Below are 23,167 nucleotides of genomic sequence, written 5' to 3'. Positions count from 1 at the left end.
CCGGTAGGGTCTGAAGCAGTCGTCCGCGTCCGCGCGGAACGACCGCAGATCTGACGAGGAGGCCATTGCCGTAGAGGGAACCGCGAGGACCCACCGGCAATGGCCTTCTTCGTATGCGCACGAGGAGATCTCCATGAATCAGGGCGTGGACCCCCACACCGCTTCCGACGACAAGAGCGACCACGGGAAGAAGGGCCGCCGCTTCATGCTGAAGCTGTCCGGCGAAGCCTTCTCCGGTGGCGGAGGACTGGGCGTCGACCCCGACGTCGTGCACGCCATCGCGCGTGAAATCGGCGCGGTGGTGCGCGACGGCGCGGAGATCGCCGTCGTCATCGGCGGCGGCAACTTCTTCCGCGGCGCCGAACTCCAGCAGCGCGGCATGGACCGCGCCCGGTCCGACTACATGGGCATGCTCGGCACCGTCATGAACTGCCTCGCCCTCCAGGACTTCCTGGAGAAGGAAGGCATCGACTCCCGTGTGCAGACCGCGATCACCATGGGCCAGGTCGCAGAGCCGTACATCCCGCTGCGCGCCGTACGGCACCTGGAGAAGGGCCGCGTCGTCATCTTCGGCGCGGGCATGGGCATGCCGTACTTCTCCACCGACACCACGGCCGCCCAGCGCGCCCTGGAGATCGACGCCGAGGCCCTGCTCATGGGCAAGAACGGCGTCGACGGGGTCTACGACTCCGACCCGAAGAAGAACCCCGACGCAGTGAAGTTCGACGCGCTGGAGTACGGCGAGGTGCTCTCCCGCGACCTCAAGGTCGCCGACGCCACCGCCATCACGCTGTGCCGCGACAACAAGCTGCCGATCCTGGTGTTCGAACTGCTCGCCGAGGGCAATATCGCCCGCGCCGTCAAGGGTGAGAAGATCGGCACGCTCGTGAGCGACCAGGGAACCCGGGCCTGAGCGGTCCGCAGCCGGACCGGGCCCCGCGGGGCCCGGCCCGCACCGCCCGCCTGAACCATCCATTCAAGACATGCAGGAGCACGTGGTGATCGAAGAAATCCTCCTCGAGGCCGAGGAGAAGATGGAGAAGGCCGTCGTCGTCGCCAAGGAAGACTTCGCCGCGATCCGCACCGGCCGTGCGCACCCGGCGATGTTCAACAAGATCGTCGCGGACTACTACGGCGCGCTCACTCCCATCAACCAGCTCGCCTCCTTCTCGGTGCCCGAGCCGCGCATGGCCATCGTCACCCCGTTCGACAAGAGCGCCCTGCGCAACATCGAGCAGGCCATCCGCGACTCCGACCTCGGTGTCAACCCGAGCAACGACGGCAACATCATCCGGGTGACCTTCCCCGAGCTGACCCAGGACCGCCGCAAGGAGTTCATCAAGGTCGCCAAGGGCAAGGCCGAGGACTCGCGCGTGTCCATCCGCTCCGTCCGCCGCAAGGCCAAGGACTCCCTGGACAAGCTGGTCAAGGACAAGGAGGCCGGCGAGGACGAGGTGCGCCGCGCCGAGAAGGAGCTCGACGACACCACCGCGAAGTACGTCGCGCAGGTGGACGAGCTGCTCAAGCACAAGGAAGCCGAGCTCCTCGAGGTCTGATGAACGACTCTCCCTGGGCCACGGAGCCGGTTCCGGCGGGTCCCGCATACGATGCGCTGGTGGGACCGCACACTCGGCCCATGCCCATCGTGCCCGATGCCGCCGGCCGTGACTTCGACGACCGGGAAGCACGCGATCGGGGGGCTGCCGCTGACGGCGGCCCCCCGTTCCGCGCCGAGATGCCGCCGCAGGAGCCCATGCCCAGCCCCCCGCCTCCGCCTTCGCAGGCACCGCAGGACGCCTCGCCCCCGCCGCAGAAGAAGCGGGCCGGGCGCGACCTGCGGGCCGCCATAGGGGTCGGCGTCGGCCTCGGTGCGGTGATCTTCGCCTCGCTCTTCATCGTCAAGGCGGTCTTCGTCGGCGTCATCGTCGTCGCGGTCGTCGTGGGCCTGTGGGAGCTCACCTCCCGGCTCCAGGAGAAGAAGGGCATCAAGGCGCCGCTCGTCCCGCTGGCGATCGGCGGCGCCGCCATGGTCATCGCCGGATACGTCCGCGGGGCCGAGGGAGCCTGGGTGGCCATGGCCCTGACGGCGCTGGCCGTCCTGGTCTGGCGGATGACCGAACCGCCCGAGGACTACCTCAAGGACGTCACGGCGGGTGTCTTCGCGGCGTTCTACGTGCCCTTCCTGGCCACCTTCGTCGCGATGCTGCTCACCGCGGACGACGGGCCCCAGCGCGTGGTCACCTTCCTGCTGCTGACCGTGGTCAGCGACACCGGGGCCTACGCGGTGGGCTGGCGCTTCGGCAAGCACAAGCTCGCCCCGCGCATCAGCCCCGGCAAGACCCGCGAGGGGCTCTTCGGCGCGGTCGCCTTCGCGATGGGCGCCGGCGCGCTGTGCATGGAGTTCCTCATCGACGGGGGAGCCTGGTGGCAGGGCCTGCTGCTCGGCCTCGCGGTCGCCGTCAGCGCCACCCTCGGCGACCTCGGCGAGTCGATGATCAAGCGGGACCTGGGCATCAAGGACATGGGCACGCTGCTGCCGGGCCACGGCGGCATCATGGACCGGCTCGACTCCCTGCTGCCCACCGCCCCGGTGGTGTGGCTGCTGCTGGCCCTCTTCGTCGGCACCGGCTGACACCACCGCAGGGCACGGGGCGAGAGCCGGCCGAGGGCATCGGCTGGGCCGACCGGGTTATCCTGAAGGGCGCACCACCACCTGTGGTGCGCCCTTCACCCCGTGATCGCGGGGATGCATTTCGTGTGAGGTCTCCGGCGCGGACGCGCCACCGCCATCACCTCCGCCCGTACGGAGGTCGTCGGACCTCGTCGCCCTGAGGAAGGACCGATCATGGCACCCCGCCCCGCTCCGGGAGAGCTCACCTTCGTCGCGCCCAAGGGGGCGAAGAAGCCGCCCCGGCACCTGGCCGACCTCACGCCCGAGGAGCGCCGCGAGGCGGTCGCCGCGATCGGCGAGAAGCCGTTCCGGGCCAAGCAGCTCTCGCAGCACTACTTCGCGCGCTACGCGCACGACCCGGCCGAGTGGACGGACATCCCGGCCGGCTCCCGCGAGAAGCTCCAGCAGGAGCTGCTGCCGGACCTGATGTCGGTCGTCCGGCACATCTCGTGCGACGACGACACCACCCGCAAGACCCTGTGGAAGCTGCACGACGGCACGCTCGTGGAGTCCGTGCTGATGCGCTACCCCGACCGGGTCACCATGTGCATCTCCTCGCAGGCCGGCTGCGGCATGAACTGCCCGTTCTGCGCCACCGGCCAGGCCGGCCTGGACCGGAACCTGTCCACCGCCGAGATCGTGCACCAGATCGTCGACGGCATGCGCGCTCTGCGCGACGGCGAGGTCCCCGGCGGCCCGGCCCGCCTGTCCAACATCGTCTTCATGGGCATGGGCGAGCCGCTGGCCAACTACAACCGCGTCGTCGGCGCCATCCGCCGCCTGACCGACCCCGAGCCCGACGGCCTCGGCCTCTCGCAGCGCGGGATCACCGTCTCCACCGTCGGCCTGGTCCCGGCCATCCACCGCTTCGCCGACGAGGGCTTCAAGTGCCGCCTCGCCGTCTCGCTGCACGCCCCGGACGACGAGCTGCGCGACACCCTCGTCCCGGTGAACACCCGCTGGAAGGTCCGCGAGGTCCTCGACGCGGCCTGGGAGTATGCGGAGAAGTCCGGCCGCCGGGTCTCCATCGAGTACGCCCTGATCCGCGACATCAACGACCAGGCCTGGCGCGGCGACCTCCTCGGCCGGCTCCTCAAGGGCAAGCGCGTCCACGTCAACCTGATCCCGCTGAACCCGACGCCGGGCTCCAAGTGGACCGCCTCGCGCCCCGAGGACGAGCGTGCCTTCGTGGAGGCCATCGCCCGCCACGGCGTTCCGGTGACGGTACGCGACACGCGCGGTCAGGAGATCGACGGCGCCTGCGGCCAGCTCGCCGCATCGGAGCGCTGACAGGCACTGACCGGCGCTGACCGGCGCTGACCGGCACTGACGCGCTGACCTGCGCAGTTGCCTGCGGTTCCCCGCAGGCCCGGGTACGGCCACGGGGTACGCTGTGGCCGTACCTATTTGCATATTCCGACAGGGGAGCGCCACAGCGCTGAGAGTGCGGTCACCGTCCACCGCAGACCCTCTGAACCTCGCCCCGGTCATTCGGGGTAGGAAGTTCGGTCATCACTCAAGCTGTTGCGCCCTGCCCGGCGTCCGCTCCTGACAGCGCCGGGCAGGGCCGCGTCTTCTCCTGGTCACTCCAGGAGGAATCCACCAGTGAGCACCACCAGGAAGATCGCGGGCGCCGTGCTCGCCACCGCGCTCGGCGTGACCACGCTCGCCGCCTGCGGTGGCGGCGACGACAAGCCGGCCGCCGGCGGGAGCGAGTCGCCGAAGCAGAAGACGATCACGCTCGTCTCCCACGACTCCTTCAACGTGACCGACACGGTCCTGAAGGAGTTCGAGCAGCAGAGCGGCTACACCGTGAAGGTCCTCAAGTCCGGGGACGCGGGCGCCGCCCTCAACCAGGAGATCCTCACCAAGGGCTCGCCGCGCGGCGACGTGTTCTTCGGCGTGGACAACACCCTGCTCTCCCGCGCCCTCGACAACGGGATCTTCACGCCGTACGAGGCCAAGGGCCTGGACGGGGTCAAGCCCGAGTACGTCCTCGACAAGCAGCACCGGGTCACCCCGGTCGACTCGGGCGACATCTGCGTCAACTACGACAAGGCGTACTTCGCCGACAAGAAGCTCGCCCCGCCGCAGACGCTGGACGACCTGCTCAAGCCCGAGTACAAGGGCCTGCTCGTCACCGAGAACGCGGCGACCTCCTCGCCCGGCCTCGGCTTCCTGCTCGCCACCGTCGGCAAGTACGGCGAGGACGGCTGGAAGGACTACTGGACCAAGCTGAAGGCCAACGGCGTCGAGGTCGTCGACGGCTGGGAGCAGGCCTACAACGAGCGCTTCTCCGGCTCCGCGGGCGGCAAGAAGGCCAAGGGCGACCGTCCGCTGGTCGTCTCCTACGCCTCCAGCCCGCCGGTCGAGGTGCTGTACGGCGAGCCGCAGCCGGCCGAGGCCCCCACGGGCGTGTCCACCGGCACCTGCTTCCGCCAGGTCGAGTTCGCCGGCCTGCTCAAGGGCGCGAAGAACGAGGAGGGCGGCAAGGCGCTGATCGACTTCCTGATCGGCAGGAAGTTCCAGGAGGACATGCCGCTCCAGATGTTCGTGAACCCGGTGGTCAAGGACGCGAAGCTGCCGGAGCTGTTCACGAAGCACGGCGTGGTCATCGAGAAGCCGGAGAACGTGGCTCCCGAGACCATCGCCAAGAACCGTGAGCAGTGGGTCAAGACGTGGTCCTCGATCGTCGTGAAGTAATTTCCGCGGACCCAGGTGGAGGCCGCCCCCGCGCAGGCGCTGCCGCGCCGCGCGAGGGCGCACGCGGTACGGCCGTCAGGCTCGCCCTGATGGCCGTACCGCTGGCCTTCTTCGGGCTGTTCTTCGCCTATCCCGTCGCCGCGATCGTCGGCCGGGGCGTCAAGACCGACGAGGGCTGGCAGCTCGGCCGCATCGGCGAGGTGCTCGCCCGGCCCGACATCGCCGACGTCCTGTGGTTCACCACCTGGCAGGCGCTCGCGTCAACCGCGCTGACCCTGCTGATCGCACTGCCCGGCGCGTACGCCTTCGCACGGTTCGACTTCCGCGGCAAGCAGCTGCTGCGGGCCGTGGTCACCGTTCCGTTCGTGCTGCCGACCGTGGTCGTCGGGACCGCCTTCCTGGCGCTGGTCGGGCGGGGCGGGCTCCTCCAGGAGCTGTGGGGCGTCCGGCTGGACACCACCGTCTGGGCGATCCTCCTCGCACACGTCTTCTTCAACTACGCGGTCGTCGTCCGCACGGTCGGCGGGCTGTGGGCCCAGCTCGACCCGCGGCAGGAGGAGGCCGCCCGGGTGCTGGGCGCCGGGCGCTTCGCCGCGTGGCGGCGCGTGACGCTGCCGGCGCTGGCCCCGGCGGTGGCAGCCGCCGCGCTGATGGTGTTCCTGTTCACCTTCACCTCCTTCGGCGTCGTGCAGATCCTCGGCGGGCCCTCGTACGCCACCCTGGAGGTCGAGGTCTACCGGCAGACCGCACAGCTGCTGGACCTGCCCACGGCCGCCGTCCTGACGATGGTGCAGTTCGCCGCCGTCCTGATGATCCTCGGCGTGCACGCCTGGACGGTGCGCCGGCGCGAGACCGCGCTGCGGCTCGTGGATCCCGCCCGGACCGTGCACCGGCCGCGCGGCGCCGGACAGTGGGCGCTGCTGGGCGGGGTGCTGCTGAGCGTGGCGCTGCTGGTCGTGCTGCCGCTCGGCGTCCTGGTGGAGCGGTCCCTCGACGCCCCCGGCGGGTACGGGTTCGGCTTCTACCGGGCGCTGCAGAGCGCGGGCGCCGGTGGCGGAACGTTCCTGGTCCCGCCGCTGGAGGCGATCTGGAACTCCCTGCAGTACGCGCTGGCCGCCACCGCCATCGCCGTGCTGATCGGCGGACTGGCCGCGGCCGCGCTCACCCGGCGCGGGGGCCGGTTCGTCCGCGGCTTCGACGCGCTGCTGATGCTCCCGCTCGGGGTCTCCGCGGTGACGGTCGGCTTCGGGTTCCTGATCACCCTGGACGAGCCGCCGCTGGACCTGCGGACCTCGTGGATCCTGGTGCCGCTGGCGCAGGCGCTGGTCGGCGTGCCGTTCGTGGTGCGGACCATGCTGCCGGTGCTGCGGGCCGTGGACGTGCGGCTGCGGGAGGCCGCCGCCGTGCTCGGCGCGTCCCCGCTGAGAGCCTGGCGGGAGGTGGACCTGCCGCTGGTGCGGCGGGCCCTGCTGATCGCGGCCGGGTTCGCCTTCGCGGTCTCGCTGGGGGAGTTCGGTGCGACCGTCTTCATCGCACGGCCGGACCGGCCGACGCTGCCGGTGGCCGTGGCCCGGCTGCTCGGGCGGGCCGGTGAGCTGAACTACGGACAGGCGATGGCCCTGAGCACGATTCTGATGCTGGTGTGTGCGGTGTCCTTGCTGGTGCTGGAGCGGCTGCGCCCCGACAAGACCTCGGGAGAGTTCTGATGACGTTGCTCGAACTGGCCGGCGTGTCGGTCCGATTCGGAGAGCGCACCGTCGTCGACTCCGTGGACCTCGAGGTCGCCGAGCACGAGATCGTGTGCGTGCTCGGGCCGAGCGGCAGCGGCAAGTCCACACTGCTGCGGGTCGTCGCCGGGCTCCAGCCGGTGTCGGCCGGCCGGGTCCTGCTGGGCGGGGCGGACCAGGCACGGGTGCCGGTGCACCGGCGCGGGGTCGGCCTGATGTTCCAGGACCACCAGCTCTTCCCGCACCGTGACGTCGCCGGGAACGTGGCCTTCGGCCTGCGCATGCGCGGCTCCGCCGACGGCGCCGGGCGCGGGGCGCGGGCGCGCGCCGCGCACACCGCTCGGGTCGCGGAGCTGCTGGAGCTGGTCGGGCTGCCCGGCGCCCAGCGCCGCTCGGTGTCCTCCCTCTCGGGCGGCGAGCAGCAGCGGGTCGCCCTCGCCCGGGCGCTGGCGCCCTCGCCGCGGCTGCTGATGCTGGACGAGCCGCTGGGGCAGCTGGACCGTGGGCTGCGCGAACGCCTCGTGGTGGAGCTGCGCGAGCTGTTCTCCCGGCTGGGCACCACAGTGCTGGCGGTCACCCACGACCAGGGCGAGGCCTTCGCCCTGGCCGACCGGGTGGTGGTGATGCGCGAGGGCCGCATCGCGCAAGCCGGTACGCCGCTGGAGGTCTGGCAGCGGCCCGCCTCGGTGTTCGTGGCGCGCTTCCTCGGCTTCCGGAACGTGGCCCCGGCCACCGTCTCGGGCGGCGCCGCGGCGACCGCCTGGGGCAAGGTGCCCGTACCCGACGGCTCCCCGGAGGGCGATCAGCAGGTCCTGATCCGTCCGGCCGGGGTCCTGCTCGGCACGGACGGCCTGCCGTGCGAGGTGCTCTCGCGGACCTTCCGCGGCACGCACGTCGCCGTGCTGCTCCGCCCGGCGCAGGGTCCGCCGCTGGAGGCCGAGTGCGACCTGGCCGCAGCCCCGTCCCCCGGGGACCGGGTCGCCGTCACCTTCGCCCCGTCCCAGGTGGTCGTCCTTCCGTCGGCCTAGCAGGCCGGGCCCGGCTCCGGGCACGGCCGCTCCCGCGCAGCGCCCCGAGGTACACCCCCGCCAGGACGAGCGGGGTGCCCAGCAGCAGCGAGGCGGTCAGCGGCTCGGCGTCGAGCCAGGCCGAGGCGAGGATCGCGACCACCGGGACCGCCACGAACGCGTACGCGGCCCGGGCCGCGCCCCAGCGCTGGATCACCAGCAGGTAGAAGACGAAGACGAGCACCGAACCCGCGACGACCAGGTACAGCAGCGCCCACCACGTCGCGGCGCGCCCGGGCAGCACCCAGCGGTCCCCCGCCGCGGCCGACGCGGCGAACAGGGCCGCGGCCCCCGCGCCCATCCCGACCGCGTTCATCGTCACCGGGTGCACCTTCGGGATCCGCTGCACGAGCACGGCCGCCTCGGCGAACGACAGCACGCTCGCGAGCAGCGCCGCGAAGGACGGCAGCGGCACCGACGCCTGCAGCGGCGCCCGGGAGATCACCGCGACCCCGGCCAGGGCGCACAGGGTGCCCGCGGCCGCCGACGCCCGGAAGCGCTCCTGGCGCTGGACCACGGCGAGCAGCAGGGTGACCAGCGGGACCAGCGCGAGCAGCGTCTGCCCCAGCCCGGCGTGGATCTCCACGAGCGCGTAGTACGTCAGGGCGAAGGTGACGCCGAAGTTGAGCAGCCCGTACGCCACCGCGCCGGCGAGGGCCCGGCCGCGCGGCAGGGGCAGGCGCAGGGCCGCCATGACACCGGCGAGCAGCAGCGCCGCCACCCCGAACCGGAGGGCGGCGCCCCACAACGGGTCGAGTTCGCGCAGGCAGATCCGGACCCCGACCGCGTTGCCGCCCGCGAGCACGGCGCCGGCGGTGAACGCCGTCGGCGCCACCCGGTCGGGACGCTGCTCCATCCCCTCACGGTAGGGCGCCGCCCGGAAGCCCGCCGTCCGCCACCCCCCGTCCGTCGGTCGGGAGCGCCTACCGGACGCCGGCCGGCTCCGGCTCCGCCGGCTCGGCGGGGGCCTGCGCCCCGTCGTGGTTGCCGTACCAGGCGACGGCCACCGCGCCGGCCACCGCGAGGACGAACCCCAGCACGGCCAGCCAGGCCAGCCCCGGCCGCGACGCATCGCCCAGCCAGAGCACGCCGATCGCGCCGGGCAGAACGGTCTCGCCGACCACCAGCGCGGCCGTGGCGCCGTTGACGGAGCCGATCTGGAGGGCGACGGTGTGCAGGTACATGCCGCCGACACCGGCCAGCACGATGGCGTACAGGGCGGGGTCGCCGAGCAGGGAGGCGATGTCGAACGGGTCGATGCCGTTCAGGATCCGCACGCCGACGCCGAGCGCGCCGAAGGCCAGGCCCGACAGCAGACCCGCGAGGATCGCCGCCCGCCCGCCCAGCAGCCGTACCGCGACCGTGCCGCCGACGATGATCAGCAGGGTCACGCCGAACAGCCACCAGTGCGTGGACATCGGGGCGTGGTGGCCGCCCTCGTGGCCGGCGGCCGTCGCCAGCAGCACCAGCGCCGCGCACACCACGCCGATGGAGATCCACTCCTTGCGGGTGAGCCGGATGCCGAGCATCCGCACGCTGAGCACCGCCGTGATCACCAGGTTGGCGCTGATGACCGTCTGGGAGAGGAAGAGCGGCAGCAGCCGGGCGGCGAGCGCGCCCAGGCCGAAGCCCGCGAAGTCCAGAACGGTGCCGAGGATGAACTCCCACGTCATCGCCGCCTTGGCGGTGGAAGACAGGTTCGGGCCGCCGTGCGCGGTCACCCCGGCCTCGGCGGGGGTCGTACGGGCCGCGCGGCGCGAGCCGACGGCTTGCAGGACGGATCCCGTGCCGTAGCAGATGGACGCCGCTATCGCGGTCAGCAGGCCTATGAGCACCGAGCGCTCCGTTCACGTCTGGCAGGTTTTGCGGTACCTCTGCCAGACGTGAGAACGGCCCCCGAAGTTGCCTCGCGCCGTCAGCCCATTGCGGCGAGCGCCGCCGGGACCTCCTCCACCGACTCCACCAGTGCGATGCGCGACTCCATGGACCGGCCGCGGGCCAGGGCCCGGAGCAGCGGCCACACGGGCAGGTGCTCGGTCCAGTGCCTGCGTCCGACCAGCACCATCGGCGTCGGCTCACCGCGCGACGCGTAGTAGTTGGGGGTCGCGTTGTCGAAGACCTCCTGTACGGTGCCCGCCGCGCCCGGCAGGAACACCACGCCCGCGTTGGATCGGGACAGCAGCCCGTCCTCGCGGGTGGCGTTCGCGAAGTACTTGGCGATGTGGCCGGCGAAGGCGTTCGGCGGCTCGTGCCCGTAGAACCAGGTCGGGATGCCCACCGAGTCCCCGCCGTCGGGCCAGCGGTCCCGTACGGCGAACGCCGCCCGGGCCCAGTCGGAGACCGAGGGCGTGAAGGACGGGGCCTTCGCCAGCATCTCCAGCGCCTCCGGCAGGGCGTCGTCGGGGGCGGGGGCCAGGTGGGCGCCGAGATTGGCGGCCTCCATGGCACCGGGACCGCCTCCGGTGGCCACGGTCAGCCCGGAGCGGGCCAGGGTCCGGGCCAGCTCGGCGGCGCCCCGGTAGCCGTCGGCGCCGCGGGCCAGCGCGTGGCCGCCCATGACGCCGACCACCCGGGCGCCGGCGAGGTGTTCGTCGAGGGCGTCGGAGACGGCGTCGTCGTGGAGGGAGCGCAGCATCGAGGACAGCACGTCGCCGTCGGCCTTGGTCTGCTGGTACCAGGCGTAGGACTCGGCGTCCCGGGTGGCCTCGTACCCGGCGGACAGCCCCTCGAAGAGCTCGTCGGCCGTGTACAGCAGGCCACGGTAGGGGTTGAACGGCAGGTCCGGCACCGGCGGGAAGACCAGGGCTCCGTCCGCGCGGACCTTGACGGACGCGTCGGGCTCCATCGGGCAGCCGAGGAACACGGCGTGGGAGGTGTCGGCGGACAGCAGGGCGAACGTGCGGTCCAGCAGGTTGACCGACTGGATGCGGTAGCCGCTGAGGGAGCCGCGGGAGACGACCCGGTCGAACTCGGCGAGCGTCTCGATCTCGATGTCTGCGTTGACCATTCGGCCCACCCTAAGCGCTGCGCGCGTCAGCGGGTCAGCACCAGCGACGTCAGCTGCGCCACACCCCAGCTGACCGGTACGCACACGGCGAGCAGCGCGGCGGCCCGCAGGCCGGCGGCCGTGCGCAGGACGCTGCCGGGGGCGCCGAGGTCGGCCAGGACCGCGCGGGTGGCGGCGCGGGCCTGGCGGACCTCCACGGCGGAGGCGAGCAGCGTGGCGGCGGCGCAGGCGCCGACCAGGGCGGCGGCCGCACCGGTCAGCGGGCCCAGCGGGCCGCCGGCGCCGAGGGCGCCCCCGCCGGGCAGGGCCGAGGCGGTCAGGGCAGCCGCGCCCACCGCGCACAGCACTCCGAGGGGCCGGCCCAGCCGGGGCGCCTCCTCCTGCAGGGGCCGCCCGGCCAGCAGCCGCAGGGCGCCGGGCCGGACGGCCTGGACCAGGGCCCCGCAGGCGTGGGCGAGGCCCGGCCCGGCGAGGGCGAGCCCGGCGGCGGTCAGGGCCCAGCCGGCCGGGTTCCCGGCGCCGCCGCGGCCGGCCCATGCCTGCACGGCGAGCCCGCAGGCGGTCAGGGCGATGCCCCAGGGCAGCCCGGTCTGCGGGGCGGGCGGGGTGTGCGGGCGCAGGGCGAGGGCCGTGGCGGCCGCGGCGCCCAGCGGGACCAGGGCCATCAGGGTGAGGGCGGCGGCGAGGGGCAGCGGCCGGTCGGCGTGGAGCAGCCCGGCCCCGGCGCCGTCGAAGGGCAGCCCGGTGAGGTCGCCGCGCAGGTGGAGGAAGGCGGCCAGGGCCAGGGCGCTGCCCAGGGCGCCGCAGACGGCGGTGGAGACCGCGGCGGCGAGGGCGAGCGGTACGGGTCCCAGCCCGACGGCGTCCGTCCCGGCGCGGGTCCGGCCCGCGGGGTCGGTCCGGGCGACGGCGGCGGCGAACTGGACCGCGGCGGCGAGCGGGACCAGGGCCCACAGCAGCCGCTGGAACGATCCGGCAGGCCGGGCGGTGGCGCCGGCCAGGACGAAGAGCAGCAGGAAGGCGGCGCCGGCGCAGACGGCGGCGACCAGCAGCCGGCGCAGCTGGAGCAGCGGGCGGGAGCCGCGGGCTAGGCGGAGAGCGAGCACGCGGCCTGGTCCTCCGGGGTGTCGCCGGGACCGCCGGAGACGGTGGCGGCCGCCCCGGCGGGACGGCCGTCGAGGAGGCCGAAGCAGCGCTCGGCGACGGCCGCGGTCTCCTCCTCGTGGGTGGCCAGCACCACGGTGATCCCGTGGGAGCGGGCCGCGGTGGTGAGGGTGCGCAGGAGCAGGGAGCGCTCGGCGCGGTGCAGCGGGGCGGTGGGTTCGTCGGCGAAGACCACCGCGGGCTCGTTGACCAGGGCGCGGGCGAGGGCGATGCGCTGGGCGTCGGCCCGGGTGAGCGCGCGGGGGCGCTTGCGGGCGAGGCCGCCGATGTCGAGGCGGTCCAGCCAGGCGCAGGCGGCGTGTTTGGCGGTGCGGTGGGAGGCGCCCGAGACGAGCAGGGGCAGGGCCGCGTTCTCCCACGCGGTGAGCTCGGGCAGCAGCGCCGGCTCGGGGCCGATCCAGCCGAACCGGTCGCGGCGCAGCCGCTCGCGGGCGGGGGCGCCCATGGTGTGGACGGGAGCGCTGTTGAACCAGATCTCGCCCTGATCGGGAACGAGCCGGCCTGACAGGCACTGCAGCAGGGTGGTCTTGCCGCTGCCGCGCGGGCCGGTCACGGCGAGGATCTCGCCCTGGCGGACGTTGATCGAGACCCCGATGAGGGCGGGCGAACCTCCCTGGGACTTCGTCCGGGGGGACCCCCGGTGGGAGTAGTGAACGGACCGTGCCCAGAGGACGTCATTGTCCGGTGGGGCGTTGTCCGGTGGAGCCACCATGGCGTACACCTCCGTCCGGGGGAACGAAGCGGAGCCGGTTCGGTCACTGGCGCCCGCACTGAGATGTAAAGAGATGAACGTCCCGGACGGTGACAGCACACGGCCCGGACCTGCCCGTTCTCACTCGAACGGGGGGTCCGGGCCGTGTCATCGGGCCTGTTTACAGCCTGGCCCCTGCGGGCCGGCCCTGCGGCTTCGTCCTTACAGCTTGGTCCACGCCTCGGTGAGCACCGAGCGCAGGATGCCTTCGATCTCGTCGAAGGTGCCCTGGTCGGCGGTGAGCGGCGGGGCCAGCTGGATGACCGGGTCGCCGCGGTCGTCGGCCCGGCAGTACAGGCCGTTGTCGAAGAGCGCCTTGGACAGGAAGCCGTAGAGCACGCGCTCGGTCTCCTCGTCCGTGAAGGACTCCTTGGTGACCTTGTCCTTGACGAGCTCGATGCCGTAGAAGTAGCCGTTGCCGCGGACGTCGCCCACGATCGGCAGGTCGTGCAGCTTCTGCAGCGTCTTCAGGAAGGCGGACTCGTTGTCCAGCACGTGCTGGTTGAGGCCTTCCTTGTCGAAGATGTCGAGGTTGGCGATGGCCACCGCGGAGGACACGGGGTGGCCGCCGAAGGTGTAGCCGTGCAGGAAGGTGTTGGCGCCCTTGTAGAAGGGCTCGGCGACGCGGTCCGACACGATGCAGGCACCGATCGGGGAGTAGCCCGAGGTCATGCCCTTCGCACAGGTGATCATGTCCGGGACGTAGCCGAACTTGTCACAGGCGAACATCGTGCCGAGGCGGCCGAAGGCGCAGATGGTCTCGTCGGAGACGAGCAGCACGTCGTACTCGTCGCAGATCTCGCGGACCCGCTGGAAGTACCCGGGCGGCGGCGGGAAGCAGCCGCCGGCGTTCTGCACCGGCTCCAGGAAGACGGCGGCGACGGTGTCGGCGCCCTCGAAGAGGATCTGCTGCTCGATCTGGTCGGCGCACCAGCGGCCGAAGGCCTCGGGGTCGTCGCCGTGGATCGGGGCGCGGTAGATGTTGGTGTTGGGCACCTTGTGCGCGCCCGGGACCAGCGGCTCGAAGGGGGCCTTCAGAGCCGGCAGGCCGGTGATGGACAGCGCGCCCTGCGGGGTGCCGTGGTAGGCGACCGCGCGGGAGATGACCTTGTACTTGGTGGGCTTGCCCTGCAGCTTGAAGTACTGCTTGGCGAGCTTCCAGGCGGTCTCGACGGCCTCGCCGCCGCCCGTGGTGAAGAAGACCTTGTTCAGGTCGCCGGGCGCGTAGTCGGCGAGGCGCTCGGCGAGTTCCACGGCCTTGGGGTGCGCGTACGACCACACGGGGAAGAACGCGAGCTCCTGGGCCTGCTTGTAGGCGACCTCGGCGAGCTCCTTGCGGCCGTGACCGGCGTTGACCACGAACAGTCCGGCGAGACCGTCGAGGTAGCGCTTGCCCTTGTCGTCGAAGATGTACGTGCCCTCACCGCGGACGATGGTCGGCACGGGGGAGTTCTCGTACGACGACATGCGGGTGAAGTGCATCCACAGGTGGTCATACGCGGTTTTGGAGAGGTCTTGGCTCACGGGCTATCGAGTTCCCCACATGTAGGTCTGCTTCTTCAGCTTCAGGTAAACGAAGCTTTCGGTTGATCGCACGCCGGGGAGCGCGCGGATCCTCTTGTTGATCGTCTCCAGCAAGTGGTCGTCGTCCTCGCAGACGATCTCGACGATCAGGTCGAACGAGCCCGCGGTCATCACCACGTACTCGCACTCGGCCATCTGGGTCAGTGCTTCGGCGACCGGATCGACGTCGCCCTCGACGTTGATGCCGACCATGGCCTGGCGCCGAAGACCGACGGTGAGGGGGTCGGTGACGGCGACGATCTGCATGACGCCCTGGTCGAGCAGCTTCTGCACGCGCTGGCGCACGGCCGCCTCCGACAGGCCGACGGCCTTGCCGATGGCGGCGTAAGGACGGCGGCCGTCCTCCTGCAGTTGCTCGATGATCGCCAGGGACACAGCATCGACCGAAGGGGACGGTTGTCTGTTCCGGGAATCTGCGCTTCGACTGACCACGACATCACTGTGCACGAGGAGTCGTCTGTTCCGCAAGACGGAATCGATGAAATCCGTTGTTTGGAGTCGCTGATCTTGCTGATTTCGTAGTTGGCGGCATGTGGCCCTGTCGAAAGCGTCCGCCGAGGGGCTAGGCTTGGGGCTCGTCTCAATCATTGGACATGTGATCAGGAGTGTGGGTGTAGTGACCACCGAACTGCGTCGTCTGCGCAATTACATCGGCGGAGAGTTCAAGGACGCCGCCGACGGGCGGACCACCGAGGTGGTCAACCCCGCCACCGGCGAGGTGTACGCCACGGCCCCGCTCTCCGGCCAGGCCGATGTCGACGCCGCCATGGCCGCGGCCGCTGCCGCCTTCCCGGGCTGGCGCGACACCACCCCCTCCGAGCGCCAGAAGGCCCTGCTCAAGATCGCCGACGCCTTCGAGGCGCGCGCGGACGAGCTCGTGGCCGCCGAGTCGGAGAACACCGGCAAGCCGCTGGGCCTGACGGCCAGCGAGGAGCTGCCGCCGATGGTGGACCAGATCCGCTTCTTCGCGGGCGCGGCCCGCCTGCTCGAGGGCCGCTCGGCCGGCGAGTACATGGACGGGATGACCTCGATCATCCGCCGCGAGCCCGTGGGCGTCTGTGCCCAGGTCGCGCCGTGGAACTACCCGATGATGATGGCCGTGTGGAAGTTCGCCCCGGCCATCGCCGCGGGCAACACCGTGGTGCTCAAGCCCTCGGACACCACCCCGGCCTCCACCGTCCTGATGGCCGAGATCATCGACTCCGTCCTGCCCAAGGGCGTCTTCAACGTCGTCTGCGGCGACCGCGAGACCGGCAAGGCCATGGTCGAGCACTCCACCCCGGCGATGGCCTCCATCACCGGCTCGGTGCGCGCGGGCATGCAGGTCGCCGAGAGCGCCTCGAAGGACGTCAAGCGCGTCCACCTGGAGCTCGGCGGCAAGGCCCCGGTCGTCGTCTTCGAGGACGCCGACATCGCCAAGGCGGTCGAGGACATCGCCGTCGCCGGCTACTTCAACGCCGGCCAGGACTGCACCGCCGCGACCCGCGTGCTCGTGCACGAGTCCATCCACGACGAGTTCGTCGCCGCGCTCGCCAAGGCCGCGGCCGACACCAAGACGGGCCAGCCGGACGACGAGGACGTGCTCTACGGCCCGCTGAACAACCCCAACCAGCTCCAGCAGGTCGCCGGCTTCATCGAGCGCCTCCCCGCGCACGCCAAGGTCGAGGCGGGCGGCCACCGCGTCGGCGACAAGGGCTACTTCTACGCCCCGACCGTCGTCTCCGGCCTCAAGCAGGACGACGAGATCGTCCAGAACGAGGTCTTCGGCCCGGTCATCACCGTCCAGTCCTTCGCCGACGAGGCCCAGGCCCTGGAGTACGCGAACGGCGTCGAGTACGCCCTCGCCTCCTCCGTGTGGACCAAGGACCACGCCCGCGCGATGCGCATGTCCAAGCACCTCGACTTCGGCTGCGTGTGGATCAACACCCACATCCCGCTCGTCGCCGAGATGCCCCACGGCGGCTTCAAGAAGTCCGGCTACGGCAAGGACCTCTCCGCCTACGGCTTCGAGGACTACACCCGCATCAAGCACGTGATGACCTCGCTCGACGGCTGACCTGCCGTCACGGCGGTCGCATCGATCACCGCACGACCCTGAGGGGGCGGGCAGTAGACAATGTGTCTATTGCCCGCCCTCTTCGCGTTCCCCGAGGCTTTCCCCATGCCTGAACCCGCCTTCTCCCGCCGCACGACCCTGCGCGGCATCGGTGCCGCCGGCCTGCTCGCGGCCCTCACCGGCTGCGGCGTGCCCGCCGCCTACGTCGCCGAGAACCGGCGGGGAGGCCCGGACCGCTCCGACCGCGAGCGGACCCTGAACTTCTCCAACTGGCCGCTCTACATCGACATCGACGACAAGGACGAGGAGCGCCGCCCCACCCTGGAGGCCTTCACCGAGCGGACCGGCGTCGAGGTCCGCTACAGCGAGGAGATCAACGACAACGACGAGTTCTTCGGCAAGGTCAGCCCGGCCCTGATGAACCACCAGGACACCGGCCACGACATCGTGGTGGTCAGCGACTGGATGGCCGCCCGCTTCGTCCACCTGGGCTGGGCCCAGACGCTGGACCGCGCCCGGCAGCCCAACGTGGCCGCGCACCTCGACCCGCAGCTGCGGGCCCCCGCCTTCGACCGGGGCCGGCTGCACACCGTCCCGTGGCAGTCGGGCATCACCGGCATCGCCTACAACCGCAAGGCGCTGGGCCGGGAGATCAAGTCCGTACGGGACCTGTGGCACCCGGATCTGGCGGGCAAGGTCACCCTCTTCTCCGGCCTCGACGAGTCCTTCGCCCTGCTGATGCAGGGCAACGGCGTCGACGTGACCCGGTGGACCGAGTCCGACTTCCACCGCATGTGCGACCAGGTCGAGAGCATGGTGAAGAAGAGGCACATACGCCGCTTCACCGGCAACGACTACACCTCCGACCTCAGCAAGGGCGACGTCCTGGCCTGCCAGGCCTACTCCGGCGACGCCATCCAGCTCAAGGCCGACAACCCCGACATCGAGTTCGTCGTCCCCGAGGAGGGCGCCGAGCTGTGGGCGGAGAGCATGCTCGTGCCCAACCTGGCCCGTCACAAGGCCAATGCGGAAGCGCTGATCGACCACTACTACGCGCCGGAAGTGGCCGCCGAGCTCGCCGCCGCCGTCAACTACGTCTGCCCCGTGCCGGCCGCACGCGAGGTGCTCGCCCGCTCGGAGGACAAGGAGACCGCCGCGCTGGCCGAGAACCCGCTGATCTTCCCCGACGAGCAGATGCGGGCGCGCCTGGCCGTGGCCCGCGACATCTCCTCGGCCGAACGGCGCTCCCTCGCCGCCCGCTGGAACGCCATCGTCGGACTCTGACGGGGTCGGCCGGACGGTGACCGGTCCGGCCGCCTACTTCGCGAAGGCCGCTGCCACGATCCCGTACGCCACCTTGTTCATGTCCTTGCCCTTGGCGTCCGTGGCGTTGACCGAGTAGACGAGGGTGCGCGACAGGTCACGCGTCGCGCCTATCGCGGTCGTGTACCCGTGCCGGCCACCGGTCTTCCCCCAGGCCACCGTCCCGTCCGGGAGCACGATCCGGGACATCCCCGCGGTCAGCGCGGCGTCCTCGCCGGTGGCGAAGTCCTTCACCTGCGGGACCGTGAACATCTCCTCCAGCTGCGCCTTCGGCACGACCCTCCCGCTGAAGAGGGCCACCGTGAACCGCTCCAGGTCGGCCGTGGTCGAGATGATGTCCCCGGCCGCCCAGCGGCCCGAGCTGTTCCACTCGGACACGTCGCGCAGCTCCCGCGAGCCGTCCGGCCGCGGCACCGCCTGGTAGCCGTGGTTGTACGGACCCTGGATCCGGGTCTGCGTCAGCCCCGGGAAGGAGGTCTGGCGCAGCCCCAGCGGCCGCAGGATCCGCTGTGCCACCGCCTCCTCGTACGCCGTCCCCGTCACCTTCTCCACGAGCACGCCCAGGACCGTGTAGTCGATGTTCAGGTAGTGCTGAGCCGCGCCGGGCCGGAACTCCGGACCCTTGGCCAGCGCGCCCGCGATCTGCGCCCGCGGGTCGGTCACGTCGAAGCGGTGTTCCCACTCCGCCTCGAAGTCGTCGCCCGGCCCGTCGGGGGCCTGGATCCCGCTCGTGTAGTTCAGCAGCTGCCGCACCGCGATCGGCTCGAAGGAGTCCGGGAACAGGCCCGGCAGGTACTGCTGCACCGGCCGGTCCAGATCGATCCTGCCCTCGGCGGCCAGCTGGAGCACCACGGCCGAGGTGAAGGTCTTCGTCACCGAGCCGGCCCGGAACCGGCCCTGCTCCAGGGCGGGCCGGCCGCTGCGGATGTCCGCGACGCCGGAGCTGCCCCGCCAGCTGCCGCTCGTACCGCCCACCCGGACCAGCGCGGCCGTGGCGTCCTTGTGCTCGGGCCCCAGCCCCTCGATGGCCCGCTGCAGTGCCGCCGCATTCGGCGGGGTGGAGACCACCGGCCCCGCGCCCCCGCCCGCATCCGACGCCGCCGCCGAAGCCCCGGCCGCAGCCCGGGCGGGCGCCGCGGCGGCGGCGTGCGCCACGGTCGGACCGGCCGCGATCCCGAGCACGAGCGCCGTCGCGATCAGCGTCGTGCGCGTCGATGCCTTCATGGCCTTCATCGTGTTCCCCCTGTGGGTCATCCGGGCCGCCCCCTGCGGCCCCGACCACTCCATGCTGCGGCTCACCAGGCCCTTCGCGGATCACCACGCAGAGGGGTCTTCTGCAGTACGACAACTCACCGGCGCGAGGGAGTCCCCCCGCCCTTCCTCACTCTCGCGAGGGAGGGACCGCAGAGCCACCCCCCGCCCCCGCGGCGATCAGACCCGTCTCGTACGCGCAGATCACCGCCTGGATCCGGTCGCGCAGCCCCAGTTTCGCCAACACGTTGCCGACGTGCGTCTTCACGGTGTGCTCGCTGACCACCATCGCCAGCGCGATCTCCGCGTTCGACAGCCCCCGCCCCAGGTGCAGCAGGGTCTCCCGCTCCCGCGCGGTCAGCACCTCCAGCCGCTCCCCGGACACCGCCCCGGCCCCGGCCGCTCCCGCCCCGGCTGCTCCCGCCCCGGCCGCAGACCGCGCCGTGACCGCCGTGTACTCCTCGATCAGCCGCCGCGCCACCGACGGCGCCAGCAGCGACTCGCCCGCCGCCACCACCCGTACCGCGTGCACCAGATCGTCCCGCCGCACGTCCTTCAACAGGAACCCGCTCGCCCCTGCGTGCAGCGCCTCGTACACGTACTCGTCCGAGTCGAAGGTCGTCAGCATCACCGTCCGGCACGCGCTCTGCGCCGCGATCGCCCGGCACGCCTCGATCCCGTCGAGCACCGGCATCCGGATGTCCAGCAGCGCGACGTCCGGGCGCAGTTCGCGCACCGCGGCCACCGCCGCGGCACCGTCCCCGACCTCGGCGACCACCTCGATGTCGTCCTGCAGGTCCAGGATCAGGGCGAAACCGCTGCGCACCAGCTCCTGGTCGTCGGCCACCACCACACGGATCGTCATCTCCCCACCTCCAGCGGGGAGGTTACAAGCGTCACCGCCACGCGGAACCCGCGCCCGTCCGCCCGCGGGCCGCAGACCGCCGTCCCGCCGTGCGCGGCCGCGCGCTCCCGGATCCCGATGAGCCCGTGCCCGCCCACCGCCCCGCCCGCCGCCCCGCCCTGCGTCCCCCCTGGCGTCCCGCCCGCACCCGACCCCGGCCCGTCGTCGTCCACCGTCACCGCGAGGCTCCGCTCCCCGTACTCCAGCCGTACCGACACCGACCGCGCCCCCGCGTGCTTGACCACGTTCGTCAGGGCCTCCTGCACGACCCGGTGCACCGTCGCCTCCAGCGCCCCCGGCAGCGCGCGCACCGCACCCGTCCGCGCGTAGGACACCTCCAGCCCGCTGCCGCGGACCCGCTCCAGCAGCGCCGGCAGTCCGTCGATCCCGGGCTGCGGCGCGCGCGGCGCGGGGGCCTCCTGCGTGCGCAGCACCCCGAGCATCGTCCGCAGCTGCGCCATCGCGTCCCGCCCCGTCTCGGCGATGGCCTCGAAGGCCGCCTCCGCCCGCTCCGGGGCCCGGCGCACCGCCGGCGGGCCGGCCTCCGCCTGCACGATCATGATGCTGACGGCGTGCGAGAGGATGTCGTGCATCTCCCGGGCTATCCGGGCCCGTTCGCGCGCCGCGGCCTGCTCCGCCTCGATCCGGTTGGCCCGCTCCAGCTCGGCGGCCCGCGCCTCCACGGCCTGCGTGTAGGCCTGCCGGGTGTACTGCAGGCGCCCCAGCGCGTAGGCCGCCGCCGAGACGAAGAGGGTGAACAGCAGCTCCCGCGCCGTTCCCGTGTTCCAGCCCACCGACAGCGCGACCGCCACGGCCGTCAGCAGCCCCACCGCGAGCCGGACCCGCGCCGTGCACTGCACCGCCACCGTGTAGAAGGAGATGAGGCCCGCGTACGGCAGCGGCTGGCCGGGACCGTCCAGGGTTACGTGGTACACGCCCCCCAAGGCCAGGACGGCGACCAGCACCGCCACCGGCGCCCGGCGCCGCCACACCAGCGGCACCACCCCGAGCGTGGTCATCCCGTACGAGAGCCAGTCGGCCGGCGGCAGATCGGCCGCCCGGGGCACCACGAAGGGGATGGAGACGGCCAGTTGGACCAGTAGCGTCAGCCCCAGGTCCTGCCGGCGCGGATCGGCGCGCCGGATCCGCTCGCCCAGGGTGCGTATCACCGGCCGAGCCCGGCCCGCACGGCGGCCAGCGCGTCCAGCCGGTTGGTGGTGACGGCGTCCACCCCGGCCCGGATCACCCTGCGCATCGACCACTTGGTGTCGGTGGTCCAGGCCGACACCAGCAGCCCGTCGCGGTGGAGGGCGTCCACCAGCTCCGGGCCGACCAGTCCGAAGCGGTAGTTGAGCCAGGTGGGCGACACCGCGTCGATCAGCACCCGGCGCGGCGGCGACAGCGTCGTCCAGGTGAGCGCGATCTCCGCGTCCGGGTCGGCGGCCCGCACCTCCAGCATGGTGTTCGGGCCCGCGCAGTAGGAGGTGCGCTCCCGGGCCCCGCACTCGCGGACCTGTCCGACCACCTTCCGTACGGCCTCGTACGTCGCCCCCGGCAGGTCGATCATCAGCCGGCCCGTGCCGGCCGCCGCCAGCGCCTCGCGCAGCGTCGGGATCCCACCGTCGGTCAACTCCCTGAGCTGCGGGGCCGTGACGGCGTCCAGCCGCACGTCATGGCCCCACAGCCGGTCGAGCGTCTCGTCGTGCAGGAGGACCGGCTCCCCGTCCCGGGTCAGCCGTACGTCGATCTCGACCGCGTCCGCCCCGCGTGCGAAGGCGGAGCGGATGGAGGACAGCGTGTTCTCACGGAAGCGGTAGGGATCGCCGCGGTGGCCGATGGCCGTCAGGGTGCGCATGGCACCCATTGTCGACGGGTGTCAGCGCGCCAGCCAGGCAGCGGTGTACGTGTCGATCTCCTCGGCGAGCCGCGCCTTGCCCGCCTCGTCCAGGAAGGAGGCCTCGACCGCGTTCTTCGCCAGCGCCGCGAGCCCGCGCTCGTCGAGTTCGAGGAGGCGGGCGGCCACCGCGTACTCGTTGTTGAGGTCGGTGCCGAACATCGGCGGGTCGTCGCTGTTGATGGTGACGAGCACGCCGGCCTGGACCATCTCCTTGATGGGGTGCCGGTCGAGGTCGGTCACGGCGCGGGTGGCGATGTTGGAGGTCGGGCAGACCTCCAGGGCGATGCGGTGCTCGGCCAGGTACGCCAGCAGCTCCGGGTCCTGCGTGGAGCTGGTGCCGTGCCCGATGCGCTCGGCGCCGAGGTGGCGGATGGCGTCCCAGACGGTCTCCGGCCCGGTGGTCTCGCCGGCGTGCGGCACGCTGTGCAGGCCCGCGGCCCGGGCGGCGTCGAAGTACGGCTTGAACTGCGGGCGCGGGACGCCGATCTCGGGACCGCCGAGCCCGAAGGAGACCAGCCCCTCCGGACGCAGGTCGACGGCCAGGCGGGCGGTCTCGGCCGCGGACTCCAGGCCGGCCTCGCCGGGGATGTCGAAGCACCAGCGCAGGATGACGCCGAGCTCGGACTCGGCGGCCTTGCGGGCGTCCTCGATGGCCTCCATGAAGGCCTTCTCGTCGATGCCGCGGCGGGTGGAGGAGTACGGGGTGATGGTCAGTTCGGCGTAGCGGATGTTCTGCCGGGCCATGTCGCGGGCGACTTCGAAGGTCAGCGTGCGCACGTCGTCGGGGGTGCGCACCAGGTCCACCACGGACAGGTAGACGTCGATGAAGTGCGCGAAGTCCGTGAAGGTGAAGTAGTCGGCGAGCGCCTCGGGGTCGGTGGGGACCTTCGAGTCGGGGTGGCGCGCGGCGAGTTCGGCCACGATGCGGGGGGAGGCAGAGCCGACGTGGTGGACGTGGAGTTCCGCCTTGGGCAGCCCCGCGATGAAGGGGTTCAGGTCGGTCATGGGGTGCCTTTCGGAAGAACACGGGTGCGGACGGGACGGCCTTCATCGTAGGCAGGC

General features: G+C 72.1%; 21 protein-coding genes and 1 riboswitch. Of the genes, 9 read left to right on the top strand and 12 right to left on the bottom strand.

The window, feature by feature from the left end; genetic code table 11:
- Window positions 1-133: 133 nt before the first annotated feature.
- The 7 genes from pyrH (at window position 134) to ABZ924_RS07590 (ending at window position 8,129) form a co-directional block, all read left to right on the top strand.
- Complete coding sequence (gene pyrH / locus ABZ924_RS07620) at window positions 134-913, top strand: UMP kinase (protein WP_361905611.1); 780 nt, start codon at window positions 134-136, stop codon at window positions 911-913.
- Between the two features lie 85 nt (window positions 914-998).
- On the top strand, window positions 999-1,556 hold the full coding sequence (frr, locus tag ABZ924_RS07615; RefSeq protein ID WP_361905609.1) for a ribosome recycling factor: 558 nt from the start codon (window positions 999-1,001) through the stop codon (window positions 1,554-1,556).
- On the top strand, window positions 1,556-2,632 hold the full coding sequence (locus tag ABZ924_RS07610) for a phosphatidate cytidylyltransferase (RefSeq protein ID WP_361905607.1): 1,077 nt from the start codon (window positions 1,556-1,558) through the stop codon (window positions 2,630-2,632). Before frr ends, ABZ924_RS07610 begins: the two co-directional genes overlap by 1 nt.
- A gap of 213 nt (window positions 2,633-2,845) precedes the next feature.
- A complete protein-coding gene (rlmN, locus tag ABZ924_RS07605) occupies window positions 2,846-3,961 on the top strand; it encodes a 23S rRNA (adenine(2503)-C(2))-methyltransferase RlmN (protein ID WP_361905605.1) in 1,116 nt (371 codons plus the stop codon).
- 121 nt (window positions 3,962-4,082) lie between these two features.
- Window positions 4,083-4,192: riboswitch (TPP riboswitch) on the top strand.
- 84 nt (window positions 4,193-4,276) lie between these two features.
- Window positions 4,277-5,374, top strand: a complete 1,098-nt coding sequence (locus ABZ924_RS07600; protein WP_361905603.1) for a thiamine ABC transporter substrate-binding protein — start codon at window positions 4,277-4,279, stop codon at window positions 5,372-5,374.
- Window positions 5,375-5,463: 89 nt separating this feature from the next.
- A complete protein-coding gene (locus ABZ924_RS07595; protein WP_361905601.1) occupies window positions 5,464-7,080 on the top strand; it encodes an iron ABC transporter permease in 1,617 nt (538 codons plus the stop codon).
- Window positions 7,080-8,129: an ABC transporter ATP-binding protein gene (locus ABZ924_RS07590; RefSeq protein ID WP_361905599.1), complete on the top strand. Its 1,050-nt coding sequence runs from the start codon at window positions 7,080-7,082 to the stop codon at window positions 8,127-8,129. The genes ABZ924_RS07595 and ABZ924_RS07590 overlap by 1 nt, the downstream gene beginning before the upstream one ends.
- On the opposite strand, the gene ABZ924_RS07585 is transcribed toward ABZ924_RS07590, so the two are convergent.
- The 7 genes from ABZ924_RS07585 to ABZ924_RS07555 all read right to left on the bottom strand — a co-directional run bounded on the left by ABZ924_RS07585 (window position 8,086) and on the right by ABZ924_RS07555 (window position 15,121).
- Window positions 8,086-9,024, bottom strand: coding sequence for a DMT family transporter (locus ABZ924_RS07585; protein WP_361905597.1), 939 nt, complete (start codon window positions 9,022-9,024; stop codon window positions 8,086-8,088). The genes ABZ924_RS07590 and ABZ924_RS07585 overlap by 44 nt on opposite strands.
- Before the next feature lie 67 nt (window positions 9,025-9,091).
- Complete coding sequence (locus ABZ924_RS07580; protein ID WP_361905595.1) at window positions 9,092-10,003, bottom strand: hypothetical protein; 912 nt, start codon at window positions 10,001-10,003, stop codon at window positions 9,092-9,094.
- 80 nt (window positions 10,004-10,083) lie between these two features.
- The gene (locus ABZ924_RS07575; protein ID WP_361905593.1) at window positions 10,084-11,175 is read right to left on the bottom strand and encodes a Rossmann fold nucleotide-binding protein; all 1,092 of its coding nucleotides are present in this window, start codon (window positions 11,173-11,175) and stop codon (window positions 10,084-10,086) included.
- 26 nt (window positions 11,176-11,201) lie between these two features.
- Window positions 11,202-12,281 carry a hypothetical protein gene (locus tag ABZ924_RS07570; RefSeq protein ID WP_361905591.1) on the bottom strand — a complete coding sequence of 360 codons (1,080 nt, stop codon included), beginning with the start codon at window positions 12,279-12,281 and terminating at the stop codon, window positions 11,202-11,204.
- Entirely contained in the window at window positions 12,263-13,051 is a 789-nt protein-coding gene (locus ABZ924_RS07565) for an ATP-binding cassette domain-containing protein (RefSeq protein WP_361905589.1), read from the bottom strand. Before ABZ924_RS07565 ends, ABZ924_RS07570 begins: the two co-directional genes overlap by 19 nt.
- Before the next feature lie 201 nt (window positions 13,052-13,252).
- A complete protein-coding gene (locus ABZ924_RS07560) occupies window positions 13,253-14,614 on the bottom strand; it encodes an aspartate aminotransferase family protein (RefSeq protein ID WP_361905587.1) in 1,362 nt (453 codons plus the stop codon).
- A gap of 3 nt (window positions 14,615-14,617) precedes the next feature.
- On the bottom strand, window positions 14,618-15,121 hold the full coding sequence (locus tag ABZ924_RS07555) for an Lrp/AsnC family transcriptional regulator (protein ID WP_361905585.1): 504 nt from the start codon (window positions 15,119-15,121) through the stop codon (window positions 14,618-14,620).
- A gap of 169 nt (window positions 15,122-15,290) precedes the next feature.
- Between ABZ924_RS07555 and ABZ924_RS07550 the strand changes: the two genes are divergently transcribed.
- Window positions 15,291-16,730, top strand: a complete 1,440-nt coding sequence (locus ABZ924_RS07550; RefSeq protein WP_361905582.1) for a gamma-aminobutyraldehyde dehydrogenase — start codon at window positions 15,291-15,293, stop codon at window positions 16,728-16,730.
- A gap of 105 nt (window positions 16,731-16,835) precedes the next feature.
- Window positions 16,836-18,014 (top strand): spermidine/putrescine ABC transporter substrate-binding protein, encoded by a 1,179-nt coding sequence (locus ABZ924_RS07545; RefSeq protein WP_361905579.1) that lies wholly within the window; start codon window positions 16,836-16,838, stop codon window positions 18,012-18,014.
- Between the two features lie 33 nt (window positions 18,015-18,047).
- Here ABZ924_RS07545 and ABZ924_RS07540 read toward each other — a convergent pair whose 3' ends face one another.
- The 5 genes from ABZ924_RS07540 to ABZ924_RS07520 form a co-directional block, all read right to left on the bottom strand.
- Window positions 18,048-19,277 carry a serine hydrolase domain-containing protein gene (locus tag ABZ924_RS07540; RefSeq protein ID WP_361905576.1) on the bottom strand — a complete coding sequence of 410 codons (1,230 nt, stop codon included), beginning with the start codon at window positions 19,275-19,277 and terminating at the stop codon, window positions 18,048-18,050.
- 157 nt (window positions 19,278-19,434) lie between these two features.
- Entirely contained in the window at window positions 19,435-20,169 is a 735-nt protein-coding gene (locus ABZ924_RS07535) for a response regulator transcription factor (protein WP_361905573.1), read from the bottom strand.
- A complete protein-coding gene (locus ABZ924_RS07530) occupies window positions 20,166-21,377 on the bottom strand; it encodes a histidine kinase (protein WP_361905570.1) in 1,212 nt (403 codons plus the stop codon). Before ABZ924_RS07530 ends, ABZ924_RS07535 begins: the two co-directional genes overlap by 4 nt.
- On the bottom strand, window positions 21,374-22,063 hold the full coding sequence (locus tag ABZ924_RS07525; RefSeq protein WP_361905567.1) for a glycerophosphodiester phosphodiesterase: 690 nt from the start codon (window positions 22,061-22,063) through the stop codon (window positions 21,374-21,376). The genes ABZ924_RS07530 and ABZ924_RS07525 overlap by 4 nt, the downstream gene beginning before the upstream one ends.
- 21 nt (window positions 22,064-22,084) lie before the next feature.
- The gene (locus ABZ924_RS07520; protein WP_361905564.1) at window positions 22,085-23,110 is read right to left on the bottom strand and encodes an adenosine deaminase; all 1,026 of its coding nucleotides are present in this window, start codon (window positions 23,108-23,110) and stop codon (window positions 22,085-22,087) included.
- Window positions 23,111-23,167: the final 57 nt, after the last annotated feature.

The organism is Streptomyces sp. NPDC046876, assembly GCF_040645035.1.
Taxonomy (GTDB): Bacteria; Actinomycetota; Actinomycetes; order Streptomycetales; family Streptomycetaceae; genus Streptomyces.
Note: the sequence above shows the minus strand (reverse complement) of the source record. Positions and strands in the feature narration are given on the sequence as shown.

Coding starts and splice junctions, on each gene's coding strand:
- ABZ924_RS07595 (WP_361905601.1), top strand. CDS start 5,464: ATGGCCGTACCGCTGGCCTTCTTCGGGCTGTTCTTCGCCTATCCCGTC.
- ABZ924_RS07590 (WP_361905599.1), top strand. CDS start 7,080: ATGACGTTGCTCGAACTGGCCGGCGTGTCGGTCCGATTCGGAGAGCGC.
- ABZ924_RS07610 (WP_361905607.1), top strand. CDS start 1,556: ATGAACGACTCTCCCTGGGCCACGGAGCCGGTTCCGGCGGGTCCCGCA.
- pyrH (WP_361905611.1), top strand. CDS start 134: ATGAATCAGGGCGTGGACCCCCACACCGCTTCCGACGACAAGAGCGAC.
- ABZ924_RS07575 (WP_361905593.1), bottom strand. CDS start 11,175: ATGGTCAACGCAGACATCGAGATCGAGACGCTCGCCGAGTTCGACCGG.
- ABZ924_RS07545 (WP_361905579.1), top strand. CDS start 16,836: ATGCCTGAACCCGCCTTCTCCCGCCGCACGACCCTGCGCGGCATCGGT.
- rlmN (WP_361905605.1), top strand. CDS start 2,846: ATGGCACCCCGCCCCGCTCCGGGAGAGCTCACCTTCGTCGCGCCCAAG.
- ABZ924_RS07540 (WP_361905576.1), bottom strand. CDS start 19,277: ATGAAGGCATCGACGCGCACGACGCTGATCGCGACGGCGCTCGTGCTC.
- ABZ924_RS07520 (WP_361905564.1), bottom strand. CDS start 23,110: ATGACCGACCTGAACCCCTTCATCGCGGGGCTGCCCAAGGCGGAACTC.
- ABZ924_RS07565 (WP_361905589.1), bottom strand. CDS start 13,051: ATGGTGGCTCCACCGGACAACGCCCCACCGGACAATGACGTCCTCTGG.
- ABZ924_RS07535 (WP_361905573.1), bottom strand. CDS start 20,169: ATGACGATCCGTGTGGTGGTGGCCGACGACCAGGAGCTGGTGCGCAGC.
- ABZ924_RS07525 (WP_361905567.1), bottom strand. CDS start 22,063: ATGCGCACCCTGACGGCCATCGGCCACCGCGGCGATCCCTACCGCTTC.
- ABZ924_RS07585 (WP_361905597.1), bottom strand. CDS start 9,024: ATGGAGCAGCGTCCCGACCGGGTGGCGCCGACGGCGTTCACCGCCGGC.